This is a genomic window from Acinetobacter sp. 766875, from assembly GCF_000582055.1.
Lineage (GTDB): Bacteria > Pseudomonadota > Gammaproteobacteria > Pseudomonadales > Moraxellaceae > Acinetobacter > Acinetobacter nosocomialis.
The window spans coordinates 61455-85468 of sequence record NZ_JEXX01000013.1 but is presented as its reverse complement, the minus strand read 5'-3'; the positions used below and the strand labels follow the sequence as shown (position 1 = coordinate 85468).

Sequence of the window (24014 nt, the reverse complement as noted above, 5' to 3'; positions counted from 1 at the left end):
TGTGACGGTTAAGAATTCTCCAGCCGAGCTCGACTCGGCTTTTGCGCAGCAGTTAAATCGCTTGCCAGAAAAGCATAGCTTTTCTCTTGCTCAGCGGCGGAACAATGTTCCACTTAATCGCTGCTCATACTCAGGTCGGTTTGCGCCCTCGCCAACCGGCCCTTTACATTTCGGATCACTGATTACTGCTGTTGCCAGTTACTGTGATGCTAGAGCTCACAAAGGGCGATGGTTTGTTCGTGTTGAAGATACTGACATTCCACGCATCTATCCCGGTAGTGAAGACCATATACTCGCGTCAATTGAAGCTTTTCAGTTCGATCCTGATGCAGAGATCATCTTTCAAAAAGACCGCCTAAATATTTATGAAAGCGTATTAGACCAACTTAAAAAAGAAGGTTTAGTTTACGCATGTCAGTGTACCCGTAAAATGCTCGGTTCAAATGCAATCTATGCAGGTACTTGCCGTGATTTGCATCTCGATTTTCAAGATCAAGCGATTCGCGTTAAAGTTCAGGATCAGCAGATCTGTTTCGATGATCGATTGCAAGGACTTCATTGTTCTAATCTACAACATGACCTTGGTGACTTTGTTCTTAAACGCCGTGATGGCATTATTAACTATCAACTTGCTGTTGTCGTGGATGACTACTTACAAGGTATTACACACGTTGTTCGTGGTGCAGACCTTTTAGATAACACTGAACGCCAAATCTGGCTGGGTCAGCTCCTCGGTTACCCTAAACTAAGCTATATGCATCTTCCTCTGGCTATGAATGATCAGGGGCAAAAGCTTTCTAAACAAAATCTTGCTCAAGCACTCGATTTAACTAAAGCACCTGAATTACTTCAACACGCCATACAAGCCCTAGGTCAACCCAAGGTTGATTTAGATCGCCCTGAAGTGATGCTCAAGCAAGCTGTAGCGCAGTGGAATGTAGATTTAATTCCTCACGGACAAGAGCTTGGCGGAATATATTTATAAATAAAAAAAGCCCGATTCGATATCGGGCTTTTCATAACAACTGAAATAGTTTAGAAGTTCGATTCTTCTCTTTCAGGATTTACTTCTTGAGTTGATGCATCAATCTTTAAGATCAAGCTAATCATAGCTGCACACATCATTAAAGACGTACCACCATAACTAATAAATGGCAGAGTTAAACCTTTGGTTGGCATTAAGCCCATGTTCATACCCGCATTTACCAAAATCTGGAGTAAGAAAATAATACTAATACCGTAAGCCAAATAGCCCGCGCGAAGATAATGATGTTTCAAGGCACGGTGTCCAATTTTGATACAACAAGCCAACATCAAGAAAGATAAGCCAATGACAATCGAAATACCAAAGAAGCCAAACTCTTCGCCTAACACGGCCAACATAAAGTCAGTATGCGCTTCTGGTAAATAAGATAGCTTTTGAACACTATGCCCTAAGCCTGTTCCAAACCATTCACCACGGCCAAAGGCCATGAGTGCATTTGATAACTGATAACCCACACCTAATGGATCTGCCCATGGGTCGGTAAACGAAATCAAACGCTGGAAACGGTAAGGCTCAAACAAGATCAAAAACACGATACCGGTGACAATCGCACCAAGCATAATTAAGAACTGTGTTGGCGGCGCACCAGCTAAAAAGAACACGCCGACCATCATCATGACAATAACGATCGTCGCACCCAAGTCAGGCTCGGCAATAATTAAACCGACCGTAATCGCCATCACACCACTTAAACGCAGTAAACCTTTCCAGTGCGTACGAACCTCTTTAGCACGGCGTACCACGTAGTCTGCCGTAAAGATTGCCATCATGACTTTGGCAACCTCTGTAGGCTGTAAGGTAAAACCACCGATTTTAATCCAACGTGTAGAACCATTGACTTCCGAACCTACCGCCAAAGCAGCAAGTAACAGAACCATGGTTAACAACCACAGCGGAAACGTATTTTTAAACCATGTATTGAGTGAGATTCGGTAAGTCAAATACGCCAAGACCCCAGCAACCGCAATAGATATCGCATGGCGGATGACATAGTGAAACGGGTTCTCATGCATATATTCTGCATAAGGCATCGAAGCAGATGCTACCATCACCGAACCGATACATAACAATGCAACGACACAGAAAATCAAGACATTACGTGGCGTCACTTCCGCTGGCCATTTCGGCAATATCCGTTCATACCAATGATTGATTTTCTGGATTGTGGTCTGAGCTAAGCCTGCCATACTACATTCCTAATCATATTTTCTTTAAACCAACGAATTGACGCAGGCAACAAACTGCTGACCACGGTCATTATAACTTTTAAACATATCAAAACTTGCACATGCTGGTGATAGCAATACCACATCTTCAGCTTGTGTTTCACGTTGACATATCTCGACAGCTTCTTTAAGTGTTGCCGCATGTAAAATTTTAGTTGCACCTTGAATGGCCTGCTCGATGACAGGCGCATCTTCACCAATCAATACCACAACTTTGGCATACTTTTCGATAGAAGAACGTAAAGGAGTAAAGTCTTGACCTTTACCCTGCCCACCTAAAATTAGGGCAACTTTACCTTTTTTCACTTCAATCGCAGCACCTAAACCATCAATTGCTGCAAGTGTAGCGCCAACATTGGTTCCTTTTGAGTCATTGTAATAACGTACATCATGTACGGTCTTTACATACTCACAGCGGTGCTCTAAACCTTTAAAGTGTTTTAAAGTTTCAAGCATAGATTCCATAGGTAAGCCAATTGCTTCACCCAATGCTAAACACGCTAAAGCATTGGCTACGTTGTGCATACCTTGAATATATAAGTCTGAGCTTTTAATTAAACGCTGCAAGCCACGAGCAAGCCAAAGTGTACCGTCAGCATCTCTTAAAACGCCGTACTGGTTTAAGTCAGGTGCATTTAGACCAAAGCTTTGCATTGGCGTTGTATCAGGTACAAGAGGACGGCTTAAAGCGTCATCACGGTTAAATACAACTTTCTTGACACCTTGGAAAATACGGTGCTTTGCTTGGTGATACCCCAGCATATTGCCATGACGATCTAAGTGATCTTCACTCATGTTCAGTACCACAGCGACCTCAGCATTTAAGTGAGATGTGGTTTCTAACTGGAAGCTTGATAACTCAAGTACCAATAACTCTGGTTGATCTTTAAGTAAATCTAGAGCTGGGCGACCAAGGTTACCACCAACGGCAACTTTCTTACCTGCATCTTTAGCCATTAAGCCCATTAAAGTAGTAACAGTACTCTTCGCGTTAGAGCCTGTAATCGCAACAATCGGTACATCAGTTGCACGGCGAAGTAGCTGAATATCACCTACTACAGAAATACCTTTAGCAATAGCAGCCTGAATTTCTGGTAATTGTGGTGCAAGGCCCGGGCTTAAAATAATTTCTTCTGCTTGTAGTAATAATTCTTGATCCAGTTGACCAAAACTGGTCTTCACGTCTGCAGGAATTTGATCATGTCCGGGAGGTGTGGGGCGGGAATCCGTTACTGCAACTTGGTAGCCTTGTTCATGCAGGAAATTTACAGCAGAAACACCTGATATACCCAAGCCTGCTACAACTTTTAACCCACCACGTTGTATTAACATTTTTGCCCCACAATTTATCAATCGACAGAATGGCAAAAATGTTAGCACTTTGCTGTTTTGAATACTTTTTCAGTTTGACTTTTATTCTACTTTTTTTGTGTCAGTGCGTAAAAAAGCCATCATTCGATGGCTTTTTATACAGAAAAATTAACGCCACTTCACCGTTTGTACTGGAGCGGACTTTTGGGTAGGTGCATCATCAGTAGAACAGCCACAATTGCCACCACAACCGGCAGCCTGTTTAGGCTTCAACCATGACGCCAAACGCTGCCAACCCAAGCGTTGACACTGGATTGATAATGCAAGAAATACTGAAGCGGACGTTTGAGGAAATACCTTTTTAAAGACAACAATGGCACTCCACAACACCAATACAGCAACAATAAGGTAATCAAACATAAGCGCCTCCTATTAACCCCAAATGCGTGATGCAATTTGGTAGGTTAAAAATGACATGAGATAAGCCAAACCAAATAGATAAGCCGTCATGACTGCCACATGTTTCCATGAACCTGTCTCACGGCGTACCGTTGCCAAGGTTGCTAAACAATGTGGTGCATAAATAAACCAGACCAATAAAGATAGCCCTGTAGCCAATGACCAACCCGTGCCGTTTACACTAATCAAATGAGCAAGCCCCTGTGCAACAGCATTATCATCGGCACCAGATAGCGCATATACCGTACCTAATGCTGCAACCACAACCTCACGAGCAGCCATTGCGGGAATGAGAGCCACCACAATTTGCCAGTTAAAGCCAAGCGGTGCGAATAAAGGCTGAATAAAGTGCCCTGCCATACCCGCAAAACTATAATCAATTGCTGGTAGCGTTGCGCCTTCGGGTGGTTGAGGGAAAGTACACAAGAACCAAAGAATAATGGTCAATGCAACAATAATCCCACCAACACGACGTAAGAAAATCTTTGCGCGTTCCATCAACCCAATAGCGATACTTTTTGGATCAGGAAAACGATAACTTGGTAATTCCATTAATAAGGCATGCTGTGATTTGTCTTTACGCAAAAACTTCATCACAAAGGCAACACAAAGTGCACTTAAAATACCTGCCATGTATAAACCAAACAGCACTAAACCTTGTAAGTTAAAGATGCCTAAAACAGTTTGACTTGGAATAAATGCACCAATTAACAAGGCATAGACAGGCAAACGTGCCGAACATGTCATGAGAGGTGCAACCATGATCGTGGTAAAACGGTCACGTGAATCACTAATACTTCGGGTTGCCATAATGCCAGGAATCGCACAGGCAAAACTTGATAATAATGGAATGAAAGAACGACCACTCAAGCCGGCTTTAAACATTAATTTATCGAGCAAGAACGCTGCACGCGGTAAATAACCTGATTCTTCGAGTACCAAAATAAAGAAGAAGAGAATCAAAATTTGAGGCAAGAAAGCCAATACTGTGCCCGCTCCCGCCAGAACACCGTCTACAACTAAACTGCGTAGCACAGGCTGATGGATGGCTCCATTTAACCACTCACCTAACCATGGGATTACCCCATCTTCAATTGCAGCTTTAAAAGGTTCAGCCCAAGCAAATACTGCCTGAAAGACAATAAACATCATTACTGCCAAGCTGAGTAAACCCAACACAGGATGTAAGAAAATTCGATCTAGAAAGTCAGTACGCTTATCATCATGATCAACAAAATTAACCACATCTTTAAAAATCGTTTCGATTTTCTGATGATGTCCACCACTTAAACCACTCAGTTCAGTATGAGGTACGGTATATTTTTCTTGATCGAGCGCATGCAATAAATTTTCAATACCTGAATTACGTACGGCAACCGTTTCAACAACAGGCACACCTAAACGCTCAGAGAGTTTCTGTGTATTGATTTGAATACCGCGACGACGCGCTTCATCCATCATGTTCAATACAACCAGAATTGGACGCCCTAATTCAATAATTTCAAGCACCAAACCCAAATGCAGTTTTAAGTTCGTCGCATCGACAATACATAAAAAAGCATCTTGCTGCCCTTCTTCGGCAATTTTGCCTTGGCAGACATCACGGGTAATTTCTTCATCTGGGCTAGTTGCCTGCAAACTATAGGTACCCGGTAAATCTAGTACACGAACTGCACGGCCTGAAGGTAATTGAAAGTTACCGACTTTACGCTCTACAGTTACACCCGCATAGTTAGCAACTTTTTGTCTTGTTCCAGTTAAATGGTTAAACAGCGAAGTTTTACCGCAGTTCGGGTTTCCCACAAGGGCAATACGTAGCGCATTACTCATGCGGGTACTCCTTCTAACTGAATCTCGATTTTTTCCGCTTCCGCCTTACGTAAAGCGAAACGAGTAAAGCCAATTTGGATTAAGATCGGATCACCACCAAAAATACCTTTGGTAATCACCTCTACTCGAGTACCTGGTACAAAGCCCAAGCTTTCCAAACGAATTGCGACCAAATCTTGTTGCTCGGATGTTTGTGTCATCCGATCTACTTTGGTGATGGTAGCCGCTTGCTTCACTTTCAACGCTGATAAACGCACCGCATCCGATCCTAAACCTTTTTTACTAGTATACATATAAATGAGAATAATTACCAAATAAGGTTAAATTTCAATTCTCACCTACTTTAATCGACAAATCTTAAAGTTTCTTTTAAAGTACAGTGGTTTAGAGGACATTGTTTATGATAAATAAGAAACCGCGTATTCCAAGCCCTGTTCAAATTCCTGAACATTTGAGCTTTTTACAAGGTTTTCGCGACTATTTAGTTGCACAAACAGTGAGTCCACATACTCGTAATGCTTATTTATCTGACCTGATTCAATGTGCTGAACTTCATAAAAAAAATAGCTTGCCGAAATGGTCGAGTGATGACATTTCTGATGTTCTCATTGAACTCACCAAAATAGGAAAAAGTCCACGCTCAATTGCACGTTGTTTATCTGCCCTACGCCAGTTTTACAAATTTTTACGTGAACAAAAATTACGAAGCGATAACCCGGTAGCGACACATCACTCACCCAAAATTGGCCGAGCTTTACCCAAAGATTTATCAGAAGAAGATGTCGAAGCACTGATTCAAGCGCCTGACATTACAACAGCTTTGGGGTTACGTGATCGAGCGATGTTTGAAGTTCTTTATGCATGTGGTTTACGTGTTTCTGAGCTAATCAACTTGCGCTTGGAGCTAATCAATTTAAAACAAGGCTATTTACGTATTACTGGTAAAGGCAATAAAGAACGTTTAGTACCATTAGGCCAATATGCTTGTGACTGGGTAGAACGCTACTTAAATGATGCACGTCCACAACTTTATAAAACTTCCACTGACTATTTATTTTTAACTCAACATGGCGGAATCATGAGCCGTCAGAATTTTTGGTATGCAATTAAACGATATGCATTACAAGCCAATATTCAGGCTGAGCTGTCGCCTCATACCTTACGCCATGCCTTTGCAACACACTTGCTCAATCACGGCGCTGACTTACGCGTAGTACAAATGTTACTGGGTCATAGTGACTTATCTACCACCCAAATCTATACCCACGTAGCGCAAGTAAGAATGCAACAATTACATGAAAAACATCACCCTAGGGGTTAAAAATTTTTAAACGAATTATATGAAATACACCGAACAATCATTTGATTTCGTTCACAAAGGTTAAGAAAGTTTTAACAATACACACTAGATTTTTTGTTATGCTTAGCAGCTTCTGACTATAAATACTGATGAAATAAGGGTTATCTATGTCCTTTACCCGATCTCAAATTTTTCTTGCCTGTGCTTTGGCTTCTAGCTTGTTGTTCAGTGCTTGTTCTAAAGAAAACAAACCACAAAAAGAAGATGCGCTCACAGCGACCGCACCTGCTACTGGGGAAGCTTCAACCATCATTGAACGTAATGCTAAACAGCGTTTAATCGAAACTTTGCAAAAACAATTTAAGAATGCAAACATCAACGTCAAAATTTTAGACATCAAACCGACTGAAGTACCTAATTTATATTGGGTAAACCTTGAAGGTATGACTTCTGTTTATACGACAAGTGATGGTAAGTACCTTATTCAAGGTGATGTCATCCGTTTAGGCGGTAAAGAGCTGCATAATATTGGCGACAACCTTCAAGCATCAGAAAACAAAAAGCACCTTGCTGCTTTAAAAAATGAAGATTTGATTGTTTATCCAGCTAAGGGTGGTAAAGCTAAACATGTAATTTATGTGTTTACCGATGCAAGTTGTCCTTATTGCCACAAACTACATGAGCATTTAGCCGAGATTAATGAGAAAGGCATTGAGGTTCGTTACATTGCGTGGCCGCGCGGCGAACAATTTATGCCAACGATGGAAGCCGTTTGGTGTAGTGCAGACCGTAAAGCTGCATTTAATCAAGCTGTACAAGGCATTAGCATTCCACCTGCTCAATGTAAAAATCCTGTTCGCGAACAATATCAACTTGGTTTAAACATGGGCGTAAATGGTACTCCAGCCATCTACAACGTCGATGGACAATATCTCGGTGGCTACTTAACACCAGATGAGTTAGTTAAACGTCTGGATAAATAATATTCTCAATTTTGATGAATAGTTCACCAGTTATCTTGTACACAAAGCGCTGCTCTTATTGCAGCGCTTTATTTTTTCAACAAATAGTTCTTTACATGCCAGTGTTTAAAGACTGATCTACTCTGCTTTTCCGAACATCGCACTCTAATTGATTGAACAGGCACGAAAAGCGCTAGAGTCTGGCGTTTTTTTTAGCTATGATCTAGCTTCAATTAAATGATTCAATGATGATATGGAGTGTGACGTGAAACCAGTTCGCCTGGCAATACTCGGTCTAGGTACCGTAGGTGGAGGAGCCCTTAAACTACTACAAGAAAATGCCGCTGAAATTAAACGTCGCACCGGTCGAGAAATTCAAATTACCCACGTTGGAACACGTCGCCCTCGTCCAGATCTCGAATTAGAAGGGATTAAACAAAGCGCAGACTTACTTGATATCGTTCGTCAACCCGATGTAGATGTGGTTGTAGAAGTGATGGGTGGTATTCACCCTGCTTACGAAGTCATTATGGAAGCCATCAAGCACGGTAAACAAGTTGTTACTGCAAACAAAGCTTTACTCGCTGAACATGGCAATGAACTATTTAAAGCAGCAGAAGACAACGCTGTCCAAATTGCTTATGAAGCAGCAGTTGCTGGCGGCATTCCAATTATTAAAGTGATTCGTGAAGGCCTTGCTGCAAACCATATCGAATGGTTAGCAGGCATCATTAATGGTACAGGTAACTTTATTCTGACTGAAATGCGTGAGAAAGGTCGTGCATTTGATGATGTATTAAAAGAAGCTCAAGAACTCGGTTATGCAGAGGCAGACCCAACTTTTGACGTTGAAGGTATTGATGCTGCACATAAGCTTACAATTTTAGCGTCTTGTGCGTTCGGTATTCCTCTGCAGTTCGATAAAGTCTATACCGAAGGTATCAGCAAAATCACTGCGCAAGATGTGAAATATGCCGAAGAACTTGGTTTCCGCATTAAACATTTAGGTATTGCACGTCGTGCTGAACATGGTATTGAGTTACGTGTTCACCCAACGCTTATTCCAGATGAGCAGCTTATTGCCAACGTAAACGGCGTTAAAAATGCTGTCTTAGTTCAAGCCAATGCCGTTGGTCCAACGCTGTACTACGGCGCTGGTGCTGGTGCTGGTCCAACAGCTTCTGCGGTCGTTGCCGATGTGATTGATATTGTTCGTGATATCTCTTATACAGAAGATGGTGCAGGTACAATTCCTCAACTGGCTTTCGAAGCATTAACAAATATGCCAATTTTAAGCCGTGAACAAATGACTACAGGTTATTACATCCGCTTAAATGCTGAAGATCAGACTGGTGTACTTGCAGATGTAACAACCATCTTAAGCCGTGCCGGAATCAGTATTGATGCCATCATGCAACAATCACGCTTAAAAGACCTCATTCCAATCGTAATTTTGACCGATCCAATCGTTGAATCAAAAATGGATGACGCTCTTGCGCAAATTCAAGCATTACCTGCAATTCGTGGCGAAATCGTAAGAATTCGTTTAGAATCGCTCGATAGTTAATCAGGTTGAGGGAAAGATTCCCTCTCCCGCTTCACCTCATAATTGGAACACCATCATGTCTAATGCCAATCGTTATACTGGTCTTGTAGATCGTTATCGTGACCGTTTGCCAGTTTCGGCAACTACTCGTGCTATCTCTTTGGGTGAAGGCAACACCCCTCTCATTAAACTTGAGAATATTCCACGTATTATTGGCAAAGATGTTGAAATTTATGTGAAATATGAGGGCTTAAACCCGACTGGTTCATTTAAAGACCGTGGTATGACCATGGCTGTAACCAAAGCGGTTGAAGAAGGTTCTAAAGCAATTATCTGTGCATCTACAGGTAACACTTCTGCTGCCGCTGCCGCATACGCTGCGCGTGCTGGTATCAAAGCATTTGTTTTGATTCCAGAAGGCAAAATCGCGATGGGTAAAATGGCTCAAGCCATGATGTATGGTGCGATCACTATGCAAATCCGTGGTAACTTCGATGATGGTATGCGTCTAGTAAAAGAAGTGGCTGATCAAGCTCCTGTAACGATTGTAAACTCAATCAACCCTTACCGTTTGCAAGGTCAAAAGACGATTGCTTATGAAATCGTTGAAGCTTTAGGCCGTGCACCTGACTATCACTGTTTGCCAGTAGGTAACGCAGGTAACATTACAGCTCACTGGATGGGTTATACAGAAGCTGTAGCAAACCAACCTGCTGATCAGTTCGAACAAGTGATTTATGATGCTGCGACCGATCAATTTACCGGTCCTAAACCAGAAGGCTTACCAACAATGGTAGGTTACCAAGCTTCTGGTGCAGCTCCATTCTTACGTGGTGCTCCAGTTGAAAGCCCTGAAACAGTTGCAACTGCAATCCGTATTGGTAATCCACAAAGCTGGAACCATGCAAAAGCTGTGGTACGCGACTCTAAAGGCTGGTTTGATGAACTTCAAGACAGCGAAATTTTAGAAGCTCAACGCTTACTTTCTATGTATGAAGGTGTATTTGTTGAGCCAGCGTCTGCTGCTTCTATCGGTGGTGCGATCCGTGACATTAAAGCGGGTAAAATTGCTGAAGGTTCTGTCATCGTATGTACAGTAACTGGTAATGGCTTGAAAGATCCTGATACTGCAATCAAACAATGTGCTGATGCAGTGATGTTGTCAATTGATGCAACAATGGATCAAGTAAAAGATTCAATTTTATCTAATATGTAAAATCTGAATTTTTATAAAAAACGGCTGTATTAAACAGCCGTTTTTTATGCTGTTTAAAATGGCATAAAAAAACGCTTCTATTAAGAAGCGTTTTTAAAATATTTAACTTAAATACGTTTTGGCAAATTACTTAACCAACCTAATAAGTTAGTTGCATCGTTATTACGCGCCTGTGTACTTGGTTCACCAAGCAATACAATGACTGCTGGACGCGAATTTACAGTTGTGTGCATCACAACACAGCGCCCTGCTTCATTAATATAACCAGTCTTAGATAAGTTGATATTCCAACCACCATTACGCACTAAAGCATTGGTATTGTTAGATTTCAATACGCGATAACCCAAGTTAAAATCATAAGTCGGTGTTGTCGAGAATTGACGGATCAAACCATACTGAGATGCTGTACTCGCCAAAATCCCCAAGTCACGTGCAGAAGAGACATTGCGTGGGTCTAAACCAGTTGATTCATAATAATGAGTTGCACTCATACCCAAAGAACGTGCTTTCGCATTCATCGCTGCTACGAATGCAGGACGACCACCCGGATAAGTACGCGCTAAAGCTGCCGCTGCTGGGTTTTCAGACTTCATTAAAGCAAACAGAAGAACTTCTGCACGGTTCATCTTGTCGCCAACACGTAAGGTTGAGCTTGAGTTTTTACCATTTGCACCAGCAAAATCGATTTGCTCAAGTGTAATTTCTTCTGACATGTTTAAACGCGCATCTGCCGTTACAACTGCTGTCATTAATTTGGTAATAGACGCAATCGGTACCGATGCGTTGGTATTTTTACTATAAAGGACCTCACCTGTTTGTGCATCCATCACAAGTGCAGCACGTGCACTGACACTCGGCTGGGCGTTATAACCTCCAGTATCACGGATTGGAGCAACTCTAGGTGTAGAGCTAATAACTTTCGGTGCATTACTGCCACGTAAAGTTGTAGTTACAGAAGTTGAACCTTGCGGCGTCGGCTCATCATCTTCATCATTTAAAAGCTGACTAGCATCCGCTGCTGACCAATTTAAACTTGCAGTACCAGTACTCCCTGAGGACGGGTTATTGACGAGTTCTGCAAAGCTTGTTGAACTCAAACTAAGCAAAATAGACATGCTTAGCACATGCATTAAAGACTTTTTAGAATTTTTCACGGCACAATACTCGACTCAGGGTGACACACATTTGCGCTTACTATCATTATGCCTTACATTTGGGATATAAGGTATAAAGCTTTACCGACACAATTGTGCACAACTATTCGCTCACTATAGAAGAATAGGATTGCTAATTTTGTCATTCCATTGCAAGCTTATTTTGCTTTATGTAACAAAAAACTTGTTTTTTGAAAGAAAGGAGGTCTTCTTGATTACAGTTTTAGTTGTCGATGACCATGAACTGGTACGTACGGGTATTTGCCGTATGTTAGAAGATCATGCAGATGTTGAGGTAATTGGACAAGCCGAATCTGGGGAAGAAGCAATTGCTATCGTTCGCCAGCAACATCCGCAAGTCGTACTACTTGATGTCAACATGCCGGGCATCGGTGGTGTAGAAACAACTCGTCGTTTATTACAAACAGCCCCAGAGACCAAAGTCATTGCTGTAAGTGGCCTTGCTGAAGAACCCTACCCATCTTTATTGCTAAAAGCTGGTGCAAAAGGCTATATCACCAAGGGTGCGCCAATTGCCGAGATGGTACGTGCAATTAATAAAGTCATGCAGGGCGGTAAATATTTTAGTGCCGATATTGCCGAGCAACTAGCAAGCTCTTATTTATCCGACACTCAACAATCCCCTTTTGATTCTCTATCAGAGCGGGAAATGCAAGTTGCGATGATGGTCGTCAATTGTATTAGCGCACAAGAAATTGCCGATAAACTTTTTGTGAGTGTGAAAACTGTAAATACTTACCGTTATCGTATTTTTGAAAAGTTAGGAATTGATAGTGATGTAAAACTCACACACCTTGCGATTCGTTACGGTCTGATCAAACCATAATCAGACTTACATGCACTCTCCTTTAAATTCATCCCTGTCCCATACGATTTTTCGTTTGGGCACTTGGTATGGTTTATACCGTCTTATTATTGCGGTTAGCCTGACTATTATTTTGGTTTCAACCAATGCTCAAACCGACAATAGTTTGCAGCACCCTGCTTTATATTTCTACACACTACTCGGCTATTCGCTCTTAAGCCTTGTCCAGTTGTTAGGCTTTAAATTGGTTGCGACTCAAGCAACACGTCAGCTTGCTTTATTTTTTATTGTCGATGTTATTTGTTTGAGTTTACTGACTTTTTCTGTTGGTGAACCAAATTTACAGCTTAGTCTACTTTATGTAATTGCAATCTTTACCTCGGCAATTTTGCTCAGCGCAAGAATGTCTTTGATCATTACCTTACTTGCGATCATTGCGGTTATTTACCAGCGCTTCGTGGGTAGTTTGTTCGACTACAGCAATCTAAACACGATCGGTAATAGTGCACTACTGGCCTTCTTATTTTTTGTAGTACACGGAATCGGACAAATTGCGGTCCAGCGCTTTAAATTACTTGAAGCACTCACCTTTCACCAATCAATAGAACTCTATCAACTACAAAATATTAACCGTTATATCTTAGAACAAATCGAAGAAGGCTATTTAGTTTTAGATGAAAACTACGACATCGTTGTCAGTAATCCGGCCGCTTGCTCACTGCTTGGCATTCCTCCCCAGTTTGCCAATGAAAAATATCCTTTGGCTAAATGGCATGCTGATTTATTTGAAATATTGAAGTTTGGTGACTTACAAGAAGGTGATCGATTTATTTTTGAGTCTCGGCTATCAGCCTATTCTATTAATATTAAAGTGCAGCATCTTTTAGTTCCGCAACAAGCGCTAACACTGCTTATTTTACAAGATGCCCAGCAAATTAATCAGCAAGCACAGCAGCTCAAACTTGCCGCTTTAGGGCAACTCTCAGCAAGTATTGCACATGAAATTCGCAATCCCCTTGCTGCAATTGTTCAAGCAAATGAGCTACTTAAAGACAGCGACCCAGAACAACAAAATACTTTACGCCATATGATTGGCAAACAGACCAAACGCATTGATAGTATTGTTCAAGACACCTTAGGACTTGCTCGTAGTGAAAGAACACACCCCATTCAGATTGACTTAAACTACTTTATAAATACATTACTCGATGAAGATTTATCTGACGTTAAGCATTCAATTCAGCTCAAAATTTCTGATCGTTCTTTAAAATTTTTATTTGACGAAAAACAATTAAGACAAGTCATGATCAATCTGGTGCGAAATGCTCTACGGCACAATGCACCCGACTCACCGAATGTCATGATCAACATTCATTCACAAACAAATAAAATTTATATTGATGTGATCGATTACGGTGAAGGTGTTTCAAAACGTGATATATCTCAATTATTTAAACCATTTTTTAGTACCGAAATTAATGGAACTGGTTTAGGATTATACTTGTCTCATAGTTTTTGTGAGGCAAACCATGCAAAGCTCACCTATGTAGAGCAAAAACAAGGGGCATGCTTCAGAATAGAATGCCCAATAATATATTGATTTTTTATTAGGTTTTTGGGGAAATGGCAGAACAGCAACCACTCGTTTTGCTTGTAGACGATGAAGAAGATTTGTGCCTTTTAATGCAAATGACACTTGCACGAATGGGGATTAAAACACATCTTGCTTATCGGGTTGAACAGGCCAAACAACTCTTCACACAGTTTCATTACGATGCATGTTTAACCGATTTAAACCTACCCGATGGAAGTGGGTTAGATTTAGTCAAACATGTCTCTCAAAATTACACCAACACACCCATTGCGGTTTTAACTGCCTACGGCAATATGGATATTGCAATTGCAGCATTAAAAGCAGGTGCTTTTGATTTTGTAAGCAAACCCATCAACCAAGTACATCTAGATCAGTTATTACAGAAAGCCTTGAATCGGCAAAAAGCAGAGCATGATTTTGCCGAGAGTGCTTTAGAAAACAAATTATTAATCGGTCGTTCTCTACCTATTCAACAATTACGCATCGCAATTAAAAAAATTGCTCGCTCTCAAGCACCAGTATTTGTTACGGGTGAGTCTGGAACAGGTAAAGAAGTCGTTGCTAACCTAGTTCATCGACTGAGCAACCGTAGTGAAGGTCCTTTTATTGCGATTAACTGCGGCGCTATTCCAACCGAACTCATGGAAAGTGAGCTGTTTGGGCATAAAAAAGGTAGCTTTACTGGAGCCACGCAAGACAAACAAGGCCTAATTTTATCGGCTCATGGCGGTAGTTTATTTTTAGATGAAATTGCCGAATTACCATTGAGTATGCAGGTTAAACTGCTCCGTGCGGTACAAGAAAAAAAGATCCGTCCTGTCGGTTCCGATCAGGAAATTGATGTTGATTTTCGGGTAATTAGTGCAAGTCATCAAGACTTAGATTTATTGGTTAGACAAGGCAAATTCCGTCAGGATTTATTCTTCCGTATCCATGTTATGGATCTCATGTTACCGCCTTTACGCGAACGTGGTGAAGATGTCTTGTTACTTGCGAATCACTTTATTCAGAAAATTTGTATGGAGTGGGAAACCCCACTTAAACAATTAACTGAGGCTGCTGAAACTTATCTGCTACAACAACACTTTCCCGGCAATGTTCGCGAATTAAGAAATATGATTGAGCGAGCAATTACTTTAAGTGACGATGCCAATATTGATGTACCGCATTTGCACCCAGCCCCTTTAAGAGCAAATATTTCTAATTCAATCGCAACGGTATCTCAAAGCTTGCAGAATCCCGTAGCTACGCCACAGATTGTAAAAAAATTACCAAGTGAGGGTCTAGAACGTTATTTAGAAAGTATTGAAAAAGATATCTTGCTCAATGCACTCAATATGACCCATTGGAACAGAACTTTAGCAGCTAAAAAACTAGGAATGACGTTTCGTTCTTTACGCTATCGTTTGAAGAAATTTGGATTAGATACTGAAACTGAACAGGAAGTATAAAGCTTACTTCCTTTTTAGAAGTAGATCGGCAACACGATCTAAATACACTTCTTCTTTCATTTCTGGAGGTAAGGGATAAGTCTGGTTAGGCTGAATACCTTGCCCTTCAATCATATTACCATTTGGCGTGTAGTAATGTGAGACCGTCATTTGTAAAGCTGCCCCACTTGGTAAAGGGAAAAGCTTTTGTACAACGCCCTTTCCATAACTTTTCTCACCAATGACCCAAGCACGTTGATGCTCTTTCATTGCAGCAGTAAAAACTTCTGCAGCCGATGCAGATCGGTGATTAATTAAAATACCGACTTTTATATTTTGAAAATCATTGCCCGGTAAAGCCTGAAATTGCTGGTTACCTTCCGAACGACTTTTTGTAGAGACAATAATGCCATGATTTAAAAATAAATCGGCTGACTCAACAGCAGCAGATAACAGCCCGCCTGGGTTATTTCGTAAATCAATTAATACGGCTTTTAAACGCGAAGAACTATTTTCTTCAATTAAACGTTTAATCTCATTGGCAGTATCTTGCTGGAATACTCTAATTTTTAAGACTAATACCTGATTATGTAACATGACAGGTTCAATATCGGTTTCAATCTTTTTATTACGAACCAAACTGATTGGGGTATTTGACTCTTCTGTCTGTACTTGAAGTGTTGACCCTATCGATCCATAAAGCAAACCAAATACTTGATCTTGCGTTAGATTCTTAAGCTCTTGGTTGTCGATCTTTAAAATAGTTTGGCCATTTCTTAAGCCTAATTTATATGAGTCTGAACCCGCCTTCAGGTCACGAATCATCCATTTATGAATATGTACTTCTGGACTTAACGCGAAATCAACCGAAGCAAGGTCGCCTTCGGTATATTGAATGAGTTGACGATATTCTTCAGCTGACAAATAGCGTGAGTAACGGTCTAGACCACTAACAAGGCCTTTAATTGCTTGTAAAAATAAAGCATCGTCCGATTTTTCATCGACATAGTTATCACGAACAATTCCGTAAATTTGTACAAACTGCTGAATCGATTCAATAGGGACTTCTGCATAACTTTCTTCAGATTCTTGTGAATCAGCATGCTGAGGCGATAATTTTTCTTTTACAACAGGAGCAGCAAGAGCAAGGTGGCTGCAACACATCAATACACTACCAAAAAAAGCTTTATATATATTGTGTTGCAGCATTTAGTCACCTATCGCTTATGCAGATAATGTAATCAGATTACGACCTTGCATTTCCGCAGGTACAGGAATCTGCATTAGATTAAGGATGGTCGGTGCAACATCTGCAAGTACACCACCTTCTGCAATAGTCGCTTGTGTTGGACCAACATAAATGAACGGTACAAGCTCTGTTGTATGTTGAGTATGAACCTGCCCACTTTCATAGTCCTGCATTTGCTCAACGTTACCATGGTCAGCAGTAATAAGCATGTGGCCTTTTTTCGCCATCACAGCTTCGTATACACGACCTAAACATGTATCAACCGCTTCAACGGCCTTAACCGCAGCATCAAATACGCCTGTATGACCTACCATATCACCATTGGCAAAGTTCACAACAAGTAAATCGTACTCACCTGAGTTAATTGCCTTAACGAGTTCATCAGTTACTTCATAAGCACTCATTTCAGGCTTTAAGTCATATGTTGCAACGTTTGGTGATGGAATGAGAATACGCTTCTCACCTGGGTATTCATCTTCACGGCCGCCACTAAAGAAGAATGTCACATGGGCATATTTTTCTGTTTCAGCAATACGTAATTGTGTTTTACCAAGAGAAGATAAATATTCACCAAGTGAGTTTTTCAACTCTTCAGGCATATATGCCACAGGTGCATCAATACTTGCCTGATAACGCGTCAACATGACAAATTTAGAAAGGTTCGGTACAACTTTACGCTCAAAGCCAGCAAAGTCTTTTTCAACAAATGCACGCGTAATTTCACGAGCACGGTCAGCACGGAAGTTCATGAAAACAACGCTATCGCCGTCTTGAACTTTGGCCACATCACCAATACGAGTTGCTTTTACAAACTCATCATTTTCATTCGCTGCATAGGCAAGCTCTAAACCTTCAACTGCAGTATTTGCGGTACGAACAGCTTCACCTTCAGTCAATAAACGGTAAGCCTGTTCAACGCGGTCCCAACGATTATCGCGATCCATTGCAAAATAGCGACCAATCATAGTTGCTATACGTCCTTTGCCTTCATATTGAGCAAATAAAGCGTCTAATTTTTCTAATGAAGGTTGAGCACTACGTGGAGGAGTATCACGACCATCAAGGAATGCATGAAGGTAAACTTTTGCACCACGTTTTAATGCAAGCTCACACATTGCCACAATATGGTCTTCGTGTGAATGAACACCACCTTCAGAAAGTAGGCCCATAATATGAACTGCACCGCCTGCCGCTTTTGCTTTTTCAACAGCGTCAATTAACACTTCATGTTTAAAAAAGTCGCCAGTACGAATGTCTTTAGTAATACGGGTAAAATCTTGGTACAACACACGGCCAGCGCCAAGGTTCATATGGCCAACTTCGGAGTTACCCATTTGTCCGTCAGGTAGACCTACATCTTCGCCAGAACCAGAAATCAGACTATTTGGATGCTTTGCTTTCATTGCAGTTAAATTCGGGGTTTTTGCTGCAAGAAAAGCATTATCTTCAATCGCTTCACGGTGTCCAACACCATCCATAATGACCAGAACGTGAGGGATCTTGCCAGCAGTTGCATCCGTCATAATCAATTTCTCTTTTGTCTACAATTTCATCGCAATATCTTACCGAATTTTCGGTGAAGACTCTATTTTTTCCTATGGCTTTCACCAATGCAGATCATTGAGAAAGCCATTCATATTCTTTCGAATTAGCGGGCACGGTAAAGTAAGTAACTTCCGGCACCAAACATTAAAATAATAGGTACAAGTACAAACCAAGCTGGAGAAGGTGCATATACCAAACTTGCGTAACCCAAGAAATCTTGTAAGTAATAAAAGCCTAAACCGATAAAGAGTGCGATCACCAAACGAAAGCCCATTGACTGTTGACGCAGTGGACAAAAAATAAAAGAACAAGCCACTAATACAAGTGTAATCAATGAAAATGGAGAAGCAACTTTTTGCCAGAAAGCCAATTGGTAAGTTTTAGGAACTTGGCTATATTCATCCATATAGCGCATAAAACTAATGAGCTGACTTGGAGATAAGTCTTCAGGGTCTAAAGTCACCATGTGGACATATTTAGGTTGTAGAGCCAACCCTAAAGACTGCTGATCATGATTATTTAGTATCGAATTACCATCTGTAAGAATGTCTGTCTGGCTGGCTTTTTGCAAAGACCATTGACCGTCTTTAATAAACTTTCCTTGCTCTGCATTAATTACAGACTGCAAGTGATATTCTTTATCAAAGTCGACAACCTGAATATCTCTTAAGTTTCCTTGTGAGTTCGCATAGTCAATATAAATAAAGCGTTGCCCTTCTCTTGACCAATAGCCTTTTACTTCGCCTAGAGCAGCAACTGAACGATGACTTTTGATACTTTGTGCTTTCTCATTGGTATAGGGAACAACCCATTCACTTAACGCAAAAGATAAAACAATCAGTAGCAAAGCTGAGCGCATTACCCAGCCCACAATACGCCATAAGCTGATCCCAACCGAGCGCATCACGATGAGTTCACTGTTGGATGCTAAAGCGCCTAATCCAATTACCGCACCAATTAAGGCTGAAATAGGCAAAATTTCATATAGATAACGAGGAGCACCCCATAACACATAGATAAAAGCTTGCCATGCATTATAGTCAGGCTTTAACTCACCCAGTTCACCTAAATAGGTAAACAAGACTTGCAAAACAGATAAGACAATGGTGGTACCAAACATTGCAAGCGCAGTGGTTTTCGTCACATATTTGGCGACTATTCGACGTGCTAACATTATAATTTCACTCGCTTGATCTGTTTCTTGATTTTCGGCCCTAATTTCTGTTTACGAGAAAATAAGGCAGCTGCAATTGCATAAACCAATAAAGCCGCTGGATACGCCCAAATATCGAGCTCACCTTTACTAATACGAGTCTTAATCGCAATCATAAGTACAATCAAGCTCGCAAAAATAAAAATAGATGGAATGAGACGATAATAACGACCTTGTCGAGGACTCACCTCAGACAACGCAACCGACATCATGAGAGCAACAATAATGGTAAACGGACCGAATAAACGCCAACCTAATTCACTTCTAATGACTGGATCATTTGTTTTAGCCAATAGTTTAGAGGTTGGAAGTGCCTCTACGTCACTACTCTCAAACTTGACGTCTTTATCATTCTCAAGTCTTAAACGATAAGACTGAAACTCTGCTTGCGTATATTTAGGTTGTCCCGGATATATTTCATAACGGCGCCCTTGAACCAGATCGACGACATTGGCAGTATCATTGGCAACCTCAACACGTGTCGCCTCTTTCGCCAAAATCATGACATCTGGTTTGCCTTCTTTGGCAGCCCGCTGGTAAAAGAAAATATCTTTGAGGTTTTTACGGTCTTCCGACAGTGAACCTGCATAAATCGTATAAGGTCCTGAAGAAATAAACTCTCTTGGTCGAACCAAGTCAAAGCCTGTCCGTACAGCTTGGGTCGTTGTTAATTTTTCAAATTCACGTAGTCCCCACGGCGTCATCCACAGCATAAGCACAGACTGACAAACCATATAAACCAGTGTCATTGGAATGAGTAAGCGTGCCAATTGATGACGGCTTACCCCGCTACCATTCAAGACAGCCATTTCATGGTCAACATATAAACGACCAAATACCAACATTAAACCAATAAAAAATCCCAGTGGTAAAATGAGGGTTAAAAATTCAGGTAAACGGTATCCAATGATGCTAAATAAAATACTTGCATCTAAACGCCCCTGTGCCGCCACACCAAAGTATTTGATCAGACGACCACCCATCATGATTAGGGTCAATAATGCGATGACCACCAATGAGGTAGAGACAACTTGCTTGACGAGATAACGCCGAATAATCAAATTAATACTTCCAAAAGGCTAAACGGGACGAACGCTAGTTTACCCGAATGTTAAAAATATAAAACCGCACATTGCAACGCTATGCTTGAAAGTGTTTCAATGTTTTAATCCAACATAACTTTCTATAGGCAATCACGGCAGCCATGAAATTTACAACTTATACAACTTTTCCTGAACAAACATCTAATGAATCTTTGTGGGTTTTAGTTGATTCAGAACAGCTACAAAGCAACCTCAATACATATCAAATCAATAACCTAGAAAGTATTCTTACGGCGACTCAATATAAAGCTAACTTCAATGAGACACTGCCATTATTTGGTCAGCTTAGCACTCAACCTCACAGCCAACTAATTGGTTTAGGAAAAGCAGCTGAACTTCAAGCAGTTAAGTTAGCAAAATTGGCGCAAACCATTATCAAATCGACACAAAATAAATTTAAGCATATCGCAATTGATATTGCTGCATTACCTGTCGAATACCATTATTTATTTGCATTAAGCTTAACTCAAGCAGCTTATGGTTATGATGAGTTTAAATCGAAAAAAAATGAATTTGTGTTACAACAAGTTGATTTAATTAGTCCACATACTAGCCTTAATGAAAATCAACTTGCTTTAGTACATGCCGTACAATCTGGTCAATCTTTTGCGCGTGACTTAGGTAACCGTCCAGGTAATATCTGTTTCCCTGAATATTTGGCTGAACAGGCTTTAGCTTTAGCAGCAGAATTCCCTGATTTACTCAAAGTGACTGTCTTAAATGAGCAGCAAATGGCTGACTTAGGCATGTATGCTTTCCTTGCTGTGAGTAAAGGATCTGAGCGTCCGGGTCGTATTGTCACTCTTGAATACCAAGCACAGCTTGAACAAGCCCCTGTCGTACTTGTCGGCAAAGGCGTTACTTTTGATACAGGCGGTATTTCTTTAAAACCAGGCCTTGGCATGGATGAAATGAAGTTCGATATGTGTGGTGCAGCCTCTGTACTTGGTACGATTCGCGCACTATGTGAAGCACGCCTTCCAATTCATGTGGTAGGTGCGATTGCAGCAGCAGAAAATATGCCTTCGGGTAAAGCGACCCGCCCAGGCGATATCGTAACGACCATGAGCGGCCAAACTGTTGAAATTTTAAATACTGACGCTGAAGGCCGTTTAGTTCTTTGCGATACGTTAACGTATATCAAACGTTTCAATCCGGCAGTTGTGATTGATATCGCAACATTAACTGGTGCTTGTGTAGTGGCATTAGGTAAAGTGTTAAGCGGTTTATTCTCTCCTGACGATGCTTTAGCAACTGAGCTACAACAAGCTGGTGAGCAGTCATTCGACCGTGTATGGCGCATGCCAGTGATTGATGATTATCAAGAACTATTGGACTCACCTTTTGCAGATATCGCTAACATTGGTGGACCACACGGTGGTGCAATTACAGCAGCCTGCTTCCTTGAGCGTTTTACTCGTGACTATCGTTGGGCTCATCTAGATGTAGCAGGAACAGCGTGGTTATCAGGTACAGCAAAAGGTGCGACTGGTCGTCCAGTACCACTACTTATGCAATTCTTGGCTAACCGTGTAAATACGAATGGTTAAAGTTAGCTTTTATCTGTTTGAAACCAGTGAAGAACGGCAAGTCGATAGTGCTTGCCGTTTATGTCGAAAGATCTTACTAAAGCATTCAAACATCTGGTGGTATTGCCCAGATGTACAGTTACAACAAACACTTGATGAAAAATTGTGGAGCTTTGATCCGACCAGTTTCATTGCGCATGGGATTGATCAGACAGACGCAGCAGTATGTATTTCGGCTAAACAACCTTCTGAACAAGGCTGGTTGGTATTTAATTTTAACAATCATGCACTTGAACAAGTGAATCATTTTAGCCACATTATAGAAATTGTTGAAAATAATGAAGCAGCCAAGCAAATTGGCCGAGAAAAATTTAAAATGTATCGTCGTTTAGGTATAGAACCTCGAACCTTTAAATTATAACGCGCTAAAATGTAGATACTGTTGAGCAAAGGAGAACTGTGGTGGCATTAAATGTCGGGCAAGATTTTAAAAAAAGATGGTTAAATGCGCCTGAAGCTGTCCGTCATGCCTATCAACAGGATTTGGCACGTATTTGTGATTTATTAGAGCCTCAGACACCTATTCAACTTTGGGTACTCAATGATGAGAAGGCACAGCTAGAATCACAGCAAAACATTGAAAAAGCTTATGCTGACTTAAAAGCAGAGTTAATCGAACAGGCACGTATTCGTCGTCAGCTTGCTTTAGAAAAGTCTCTTGCAGATAAGCGCGCAATGGAAGCAGCCTATGCTGCTGAATTACAAGCAGACGAAGTTCGTAAATTTAGTGAACAAACTCAAGCTCTACAAGCTTTCCGCAGTCATTTAGAACAAGAAGTTGCTGAACAAACTGCACGTTACCAGAAAAACCCTGAAACACCAGCAGTGAACTACTCTTCTGGCGTAAAACTTAGCATTACCGATGATCAAATCTTATCTGAGCTTGAAAGTTTACGCATTCGTTTAGAACTTGAAGCTGAGAGCTTAATTGAACAGTCTGTTACGGCTTTCCGAGCTAAGCTAAATTCGGCAGCTCAAGAAGAAATTGAATATATTTTAAAAAATTCTAAGTTTTCTGATGAAAAAATAGAAAAGTAAAGTTTATACAACGCTCCTTGTCATAAAAATGACATTTAATTGTCACAAAATAGTCATGCATAATATTCTTTTAGTTCAAATAATTATTAGAATAACGTATGTGTATTTATGAAAATTAATGAGGGTAAAAATGGACATTCCACATCAGATTTCAATGCAACTTGAGCAGCTTAATCAGGGTGAGCAATGGACATTTTCAGCACAAGAACTTTATATGAGTCACAATGACTTTAATTCGCTTTCAATCTTGCTTACACGAGCATCAGAAAAAGGGGAGTTTTCAATTACACGCACCCAGCATAATAAACCATGGGTAGGCACACACTCGGTTACTCTCACCAAGCATTAATTTTTAAAATAAAAAAACCGGAACATATG

The 24014-nt window shown here is 40.9% G+C and carries 22 protein-coding genes; 12 read left to right on the top strand and 10 right to left on the bottom strand.

The genetic code is table 11. The features are described from left to right. Window position 1: 1 nt before the first annotated feature. Window positions 2-985: a tRNA glutamyl-Q(34) synthetase GluQRS gene (gene gluQRS / locus J576_RS12330; protein WP_002053143.1), complete on the top strand. Its 984-nt coding sequence runs from the start codon at window positions 2-4 to the stop codon at window positions 983-985. 50 nt (window positions 986-1035) lie between these two features. Here gluQRS and ftsW read toward each other — a convergent pair whose 3' ends face one another. From ftsW to J576_RS12305, 5 genes are all read right to left on the bottom strand, one after another. Further along, window positions 1036-2232 carry a putative lipid II flippase FtsW gene (gene ftsW, locus J576_RS12325; RefSeq protein ID WP_002053154.1) on the bottom strand — a complete coding sequence of 399 codons (1197 nt, stop codon included), beginning with the start codon at window positions 2230-2232 and terminating at the stop codon, window positions 1036-1038. A 24-nt stretch (window positions 2233-2256) separates the two neighbouring features. Further along, on the bottom strand, window positions 2257-3603 hold the full coding sequence (gene murD / locus J576_RS12320) for a UDP-N-acetylmuramoyl-L-alanine--D-glutamate ligase (protein WP_002053179.1): 1347 nt from the start codon (window positions 3601-3603) through the stop codon (window positions 2257-2259). Between the two features lie 147 nt (window positions 3604-3750). Then, on the bottom strand, window positions 3751-4002 hold the full coding sequence (locus J576_RS12315; RefSeq protein ID WP_002053159.1) for a DUF6587 family protein: 252 nt from the start codon (window positions 4000-4002) through the stop codon (window positions 3751-3753). A 12-nt stretch (window positions 4003-4014) separates the two neighbouring features. After that, window positions 4015-5871 carry a ferrous iron transporter B gene (feoB, locus tag J576_RS12310; protein ID WP_002053142.1) on the bottom strand — a complete coding sequence of 619 codons (1857 nt, stop codon included), beginning with the start codon at window positions 5869-5871 and terminating at the stop codon, window positions 4015-4017. After that, window positions 5868-6128 carry a FeoA family protein gene (locus tag J576_RS12305; RefSeq protein ID WP_002053176.1) on the bottom strand — a complete coding sequence of 87 codons (261 nt, stop codon included), beginning with the start codon at window positions 6126-6128 and terminating at the stop codon, window positions 5868-5870. Before J576_RS12305 ends, feoB begins: the two co-directional genes overlap by 4 nt. Window positions 6129-6271: 143 nt before the next feature. Here J576_RS12305 and xerD point away from each other — a divergent pair, with 143 nt between their 5' ends. The 4 genes from xerD (at window position 6272) to thrC (ending at window position 10895) form a co-directional block, all read left to right on the top strand. Beyond that, complete coding sequence (gene xerD / locus J576_RS12300; protein WP_002053149.1) at window positions 6272-7192, top strand: site-specific tyrosine recombinase XerD; 921 nt, start codon at window positions 6272-6274, stop codon at window positions 7190-7192. 146 nt (window positions 7193-7338) lie between these two features. Further along, the gene (locus tag J576_RS12295; RefSeq protein WP_004710941.1) at window positions 7339-8154 is read left to right on the top strand and encodes a DsbC family protein; all 816 of its coding nucleotides are present in this window, start codon (window positions 7339-7341) and stop codon (window positions 8152-8154) included. A gap of 244 nt (window positions 8155-8398) precedes the next feature. Beyond that, window positions 8399-9700: a homoserine dehydrogenase gene (locus J576_RS12290; protein WP_002048970.1), complete on the top strand. Its 1302-nt coding sequence runs from the start codon at window positions 8399-8401 to the stop codon at window positions 9698-9700. Window positions 9701-9755: 55 nt separating this feature from the next. Then, window positions 9756-10895, top strand: coding sequence for a threonine synthase (gene thrC / locus J576_RS12285; protein WP_002048893.1), 1140 nt, complete (start codon window positions 9756-9758; stop codon window positions 10893-10895). A gap of 107 nt (window positions 10896-11002) precedes the next feature. Here the strand turns inward: thrC and pbpG are convergent, their stop codons facing one another. Beyond that, window positions 11003-12049, bottom strand: a complete 1047-nt coding sequence (gene pbpG, locus J576_RS12280; protein ID WP_031951071.1) for a D-alanyl-D-alanine endopeptidase PBP7/8 — start codon at window positions 12047-12049, stop codon at window positions 11003-11005. 211 nt (window positions 12050-12260) lie between these two features. Here pbpG and gacA point away from each other — a divergent pair, with 211 nt between their 5' ends. From gacA to J576_RS12265, 3 genes are read left to right on the top strand one after another with little or no spacing between them, the layout of a single operon-like run. After that, window positions 12261-12896, top strand: a complete 636-nt coding sequence (gene gacA / locus J576_RS12275) for a response regulator transcription factor GacA (RefSeq protein ID WP_000633799.1) — start codon at window positions 12261-12263, stop codon at window positions 12894-12896. A 10-nt stretch (window positions 12897-12906) separates the two neighbouring features. Continuing rightward, entirely contained in the window at window positions 12907-14475 is a 1569-nt protein-coding gene (locus J576_RS12270; protein ID WP_025467730.1) for a sensor histidine kinase, read from the top strand. 23 nt (window positions 14476-14498) lie between these two features. Continuing rightward, window positions 14499-15920 (top strand): sigma-54-dependent transcriptional regulator, encoded by a 1422-nt coding sequence (locus J576_RS12265; RefSeq protein WP_002048902.1) that lies wholly within the window; start codon window positions 14499-14501, stop codon window positions 15918-15920. A 3-nt stretch (window positions 15921-15923) separates the two neighbouring features. On the opposite strand, the gene J576_RS12260 is transcribed toward J576_RS12265, so the two are convergent. The 4 genes from J576_RS12260 to lptF all read right to left on the bottom strand — a co-directional run bounded on the left by J576_RS12260 (window position 15924) and on the right by lptF (window position 20967). Next, the gene (locus J576_RS12260) at window positions 15924-17108 is read right to left on the bottom strand and encodes a S41 family peptidase (protein ID WP_002048911.1); all 1185 of its coding nucleotides are present in this window, start codon (window positions 17106-17108) and stop codon (window positions 15924-15926) included. A gap of 15 nt (window positions 17109-17123) precedes the next feature. Continuing rightward, window positions 17124-18671, bottom strand: coding sequence for a 2,3-bisphosphoglycerate-independent phosphoglycerate mutase (gene gpmI, locus J576_RS12255; protein ID WP_002048914.1), 1548 nt, complete (start codon window positions 18669-18671; stop codon window positions 17124-17126). 125 nt (window positions 18672-18796) lie between these two features. Beyond that, the gene (gene lptG, locus J576_RS12250) at window positions 18797-19867 is read right to left on the bottom strand and encodes an LPS export ABC transporter permease LptG (protein ID WP_032031188.1); all 1071 of its coding nucleotides are present in this window, start codon (window positions 19865-19867) and stop codon (window positions 18797-18799) included. Then, entirely contained in the window at window positions 19867-20967 is a 1101-nt protein-coding gene (gene lptF / locus J576_RS12245; RefSeq protein WP_002048889.1) for an LPS export ABC transporter permease LptF, read from the bottom strand. The genes lptG and lptF overlap by 1 nt, the downstream gene beginning before the upstream one ends. 143 nt (window positions 20968-21110) lie before the next feature. Here lptF and J576_RS12240 point away from each other — a divergent pair, with 143 nt between their 5' ends. The 4 genes from J576_RS12240 (at window position 21111) to J576_RS12225 (ending at window position 23985) form a co-directional block, all read left to right on the top strand. After that, window positions 21111-22559, top strand: a complete 1449-nt coding sequence (locus tag J576_RS12240) for a leucyl aminopeptidase (protein WP_002048896.1) — start codon at window positions 21111-21113, stop codon at window positions 22557-22559. Further along, window positions 22552-22959, top strand: a complete 408-nt coding sequence (locus J576_RS12235) for a DNA polymerase III subunit chi (RefSeq protein ID WP_002048977.1) — start codon at window positions 22552-22554, stop codon at window positions 22957-22959. The genes J576_RS12240 and J576_RS12235 overlap by 8 nt, the downstream gene beginning before the upstream one ends. A 38-nt stretch (window positions 22960-22997) precedes the next feature. Then, complete coding sequence (gene blhA / locus J576_RS12230; RefSeq protein ID WP_081400894.1) at window positions 22998-23636, top strand: cell division protein BlhA; 639 nt, start codon at window positions 22998-23000, stop codon at window positions 23634-23636. Window positions 23637-23766: 130 nt separating this feature from the next. Then, window positions 23767-23985, top strand: a complete 219-nt coding sequence (locus tag J576_RS12225; RefSeq protein WP_002048916.1) for a hypothetical protein — start codon at window positions 23767-23769, stop codon at window positions 23983-23985. Window positions 23986-24014 lie beyond the last annotated feature (29 nt).

What these genes read in the sequence shown, in the direction of transcription:
- ftsW (WP_002053154.1), bottom strand. Translation starts at nt 2,232, where the DNA reads ATGGCAGGCTTAGCTCAGACCACAATCCAGAAAATCAATCATTGGTAT.
- murD (WP_002053179.1), bottom strand. Translation starts at nt 3,603, where the DNA reads ATGTTAATACAACGTGGTGGGTTAAAAGTTGTAGCAGGCTTGGGTATA.
- J576_RS12315 (WP_002053159.1), bottom strand. Translation starts at nt 4,002, where the DNA reads ATGTTTGATTACCTTATTGTTGCTGTATTGGTGTTGTGGAGTGCCATT.
- feoB (WP_002053142.1), bottom strand. Translation starts at nt 5,871, where the DNA reads ATGAGTAATGCGCTACGTATTGCCCTTGTGGGAAACCCGAACTGCGGT.
- xerD (WP_002053149.1), top strand. Translation starts at nt 6,272, where the DNA reads ATGATAAATAAGAAACCGCGTATTCCAAGCCCTGTTCAAATTCCTGAA.
- J576_RS12295 (WP_004710941.1), top strand. Translation starts at nt 7,339, where the DNA reads ATGTCCTTTACCCGATCTCAAATTTTTCTTGCCTGTGCTTTGGCTTCT.
- thrC (WP_002048893.1), top strand. Translation starts at nt 9,756, where the DNA reads ATGTCTAATGCCAATCGTTATACTGGTCTTGTAGATCGTTATCGTGAC.
- J576_RS12270 (WP_025467730.1), top strand. Translation starts at nt 12,907, where the DNA reads ATGCACTCTCCTTTAAATTCATCCCTGTCCCATACGATTTTTCGTTTG.
- J576_RS12265 (WP_002048902.1), top strand. Translation starts at nt 14,499, where the DNA reads ATGGCAGAACAGCAACCACTCGTTTTGCTTGTAGACGATGAAGAAGAT.
- J576_RS12260 (WP_002048911.1), bottom strand. Translation starts at nt 17,108, where the DNA reads ATGCTGCAACACAATATATATAAAGCTTTTTTTGGTAGTGTATTGATG.
- gpmI (WP_002048914.1), bottom strand. Translation starts at nt 18,671, where the DNA reads ATGACGGATGCAACTGCTGGCAAGATCCCTCACGTTCTGGTCATTATG.
- lptG (WP_032031188.1), bottom strand. Translation starts at nt 19,867, where the DNA reads ATGTTAGCACGTCGAATAGTCGCCAAATATGTGACGAAAACCACTGCG.
- J576_RS12240 (WP_002048896.1), top strand. Translation starts at nt 21,111, where the DNA reads ATGAAATTTACAACTTATACAACTTTTCCTGAACAAACATCTAATGAA.
- J576_RS12235 (WP_002048977.1), top strand. Translation starts at nt 22,552, where the DNA reads ATGGTTAAAGTTAGCTTTTATCTGTTTGAAACCAGTGAAGAACGGCAA.
- J576_RS12225 (WP_002048916.1), top strand. Translation starts at nt 23,767, where the DNA reads ATGGACATTCCACATCAGATTTCAATGCAACTTGAGCAGCTTAATCAG.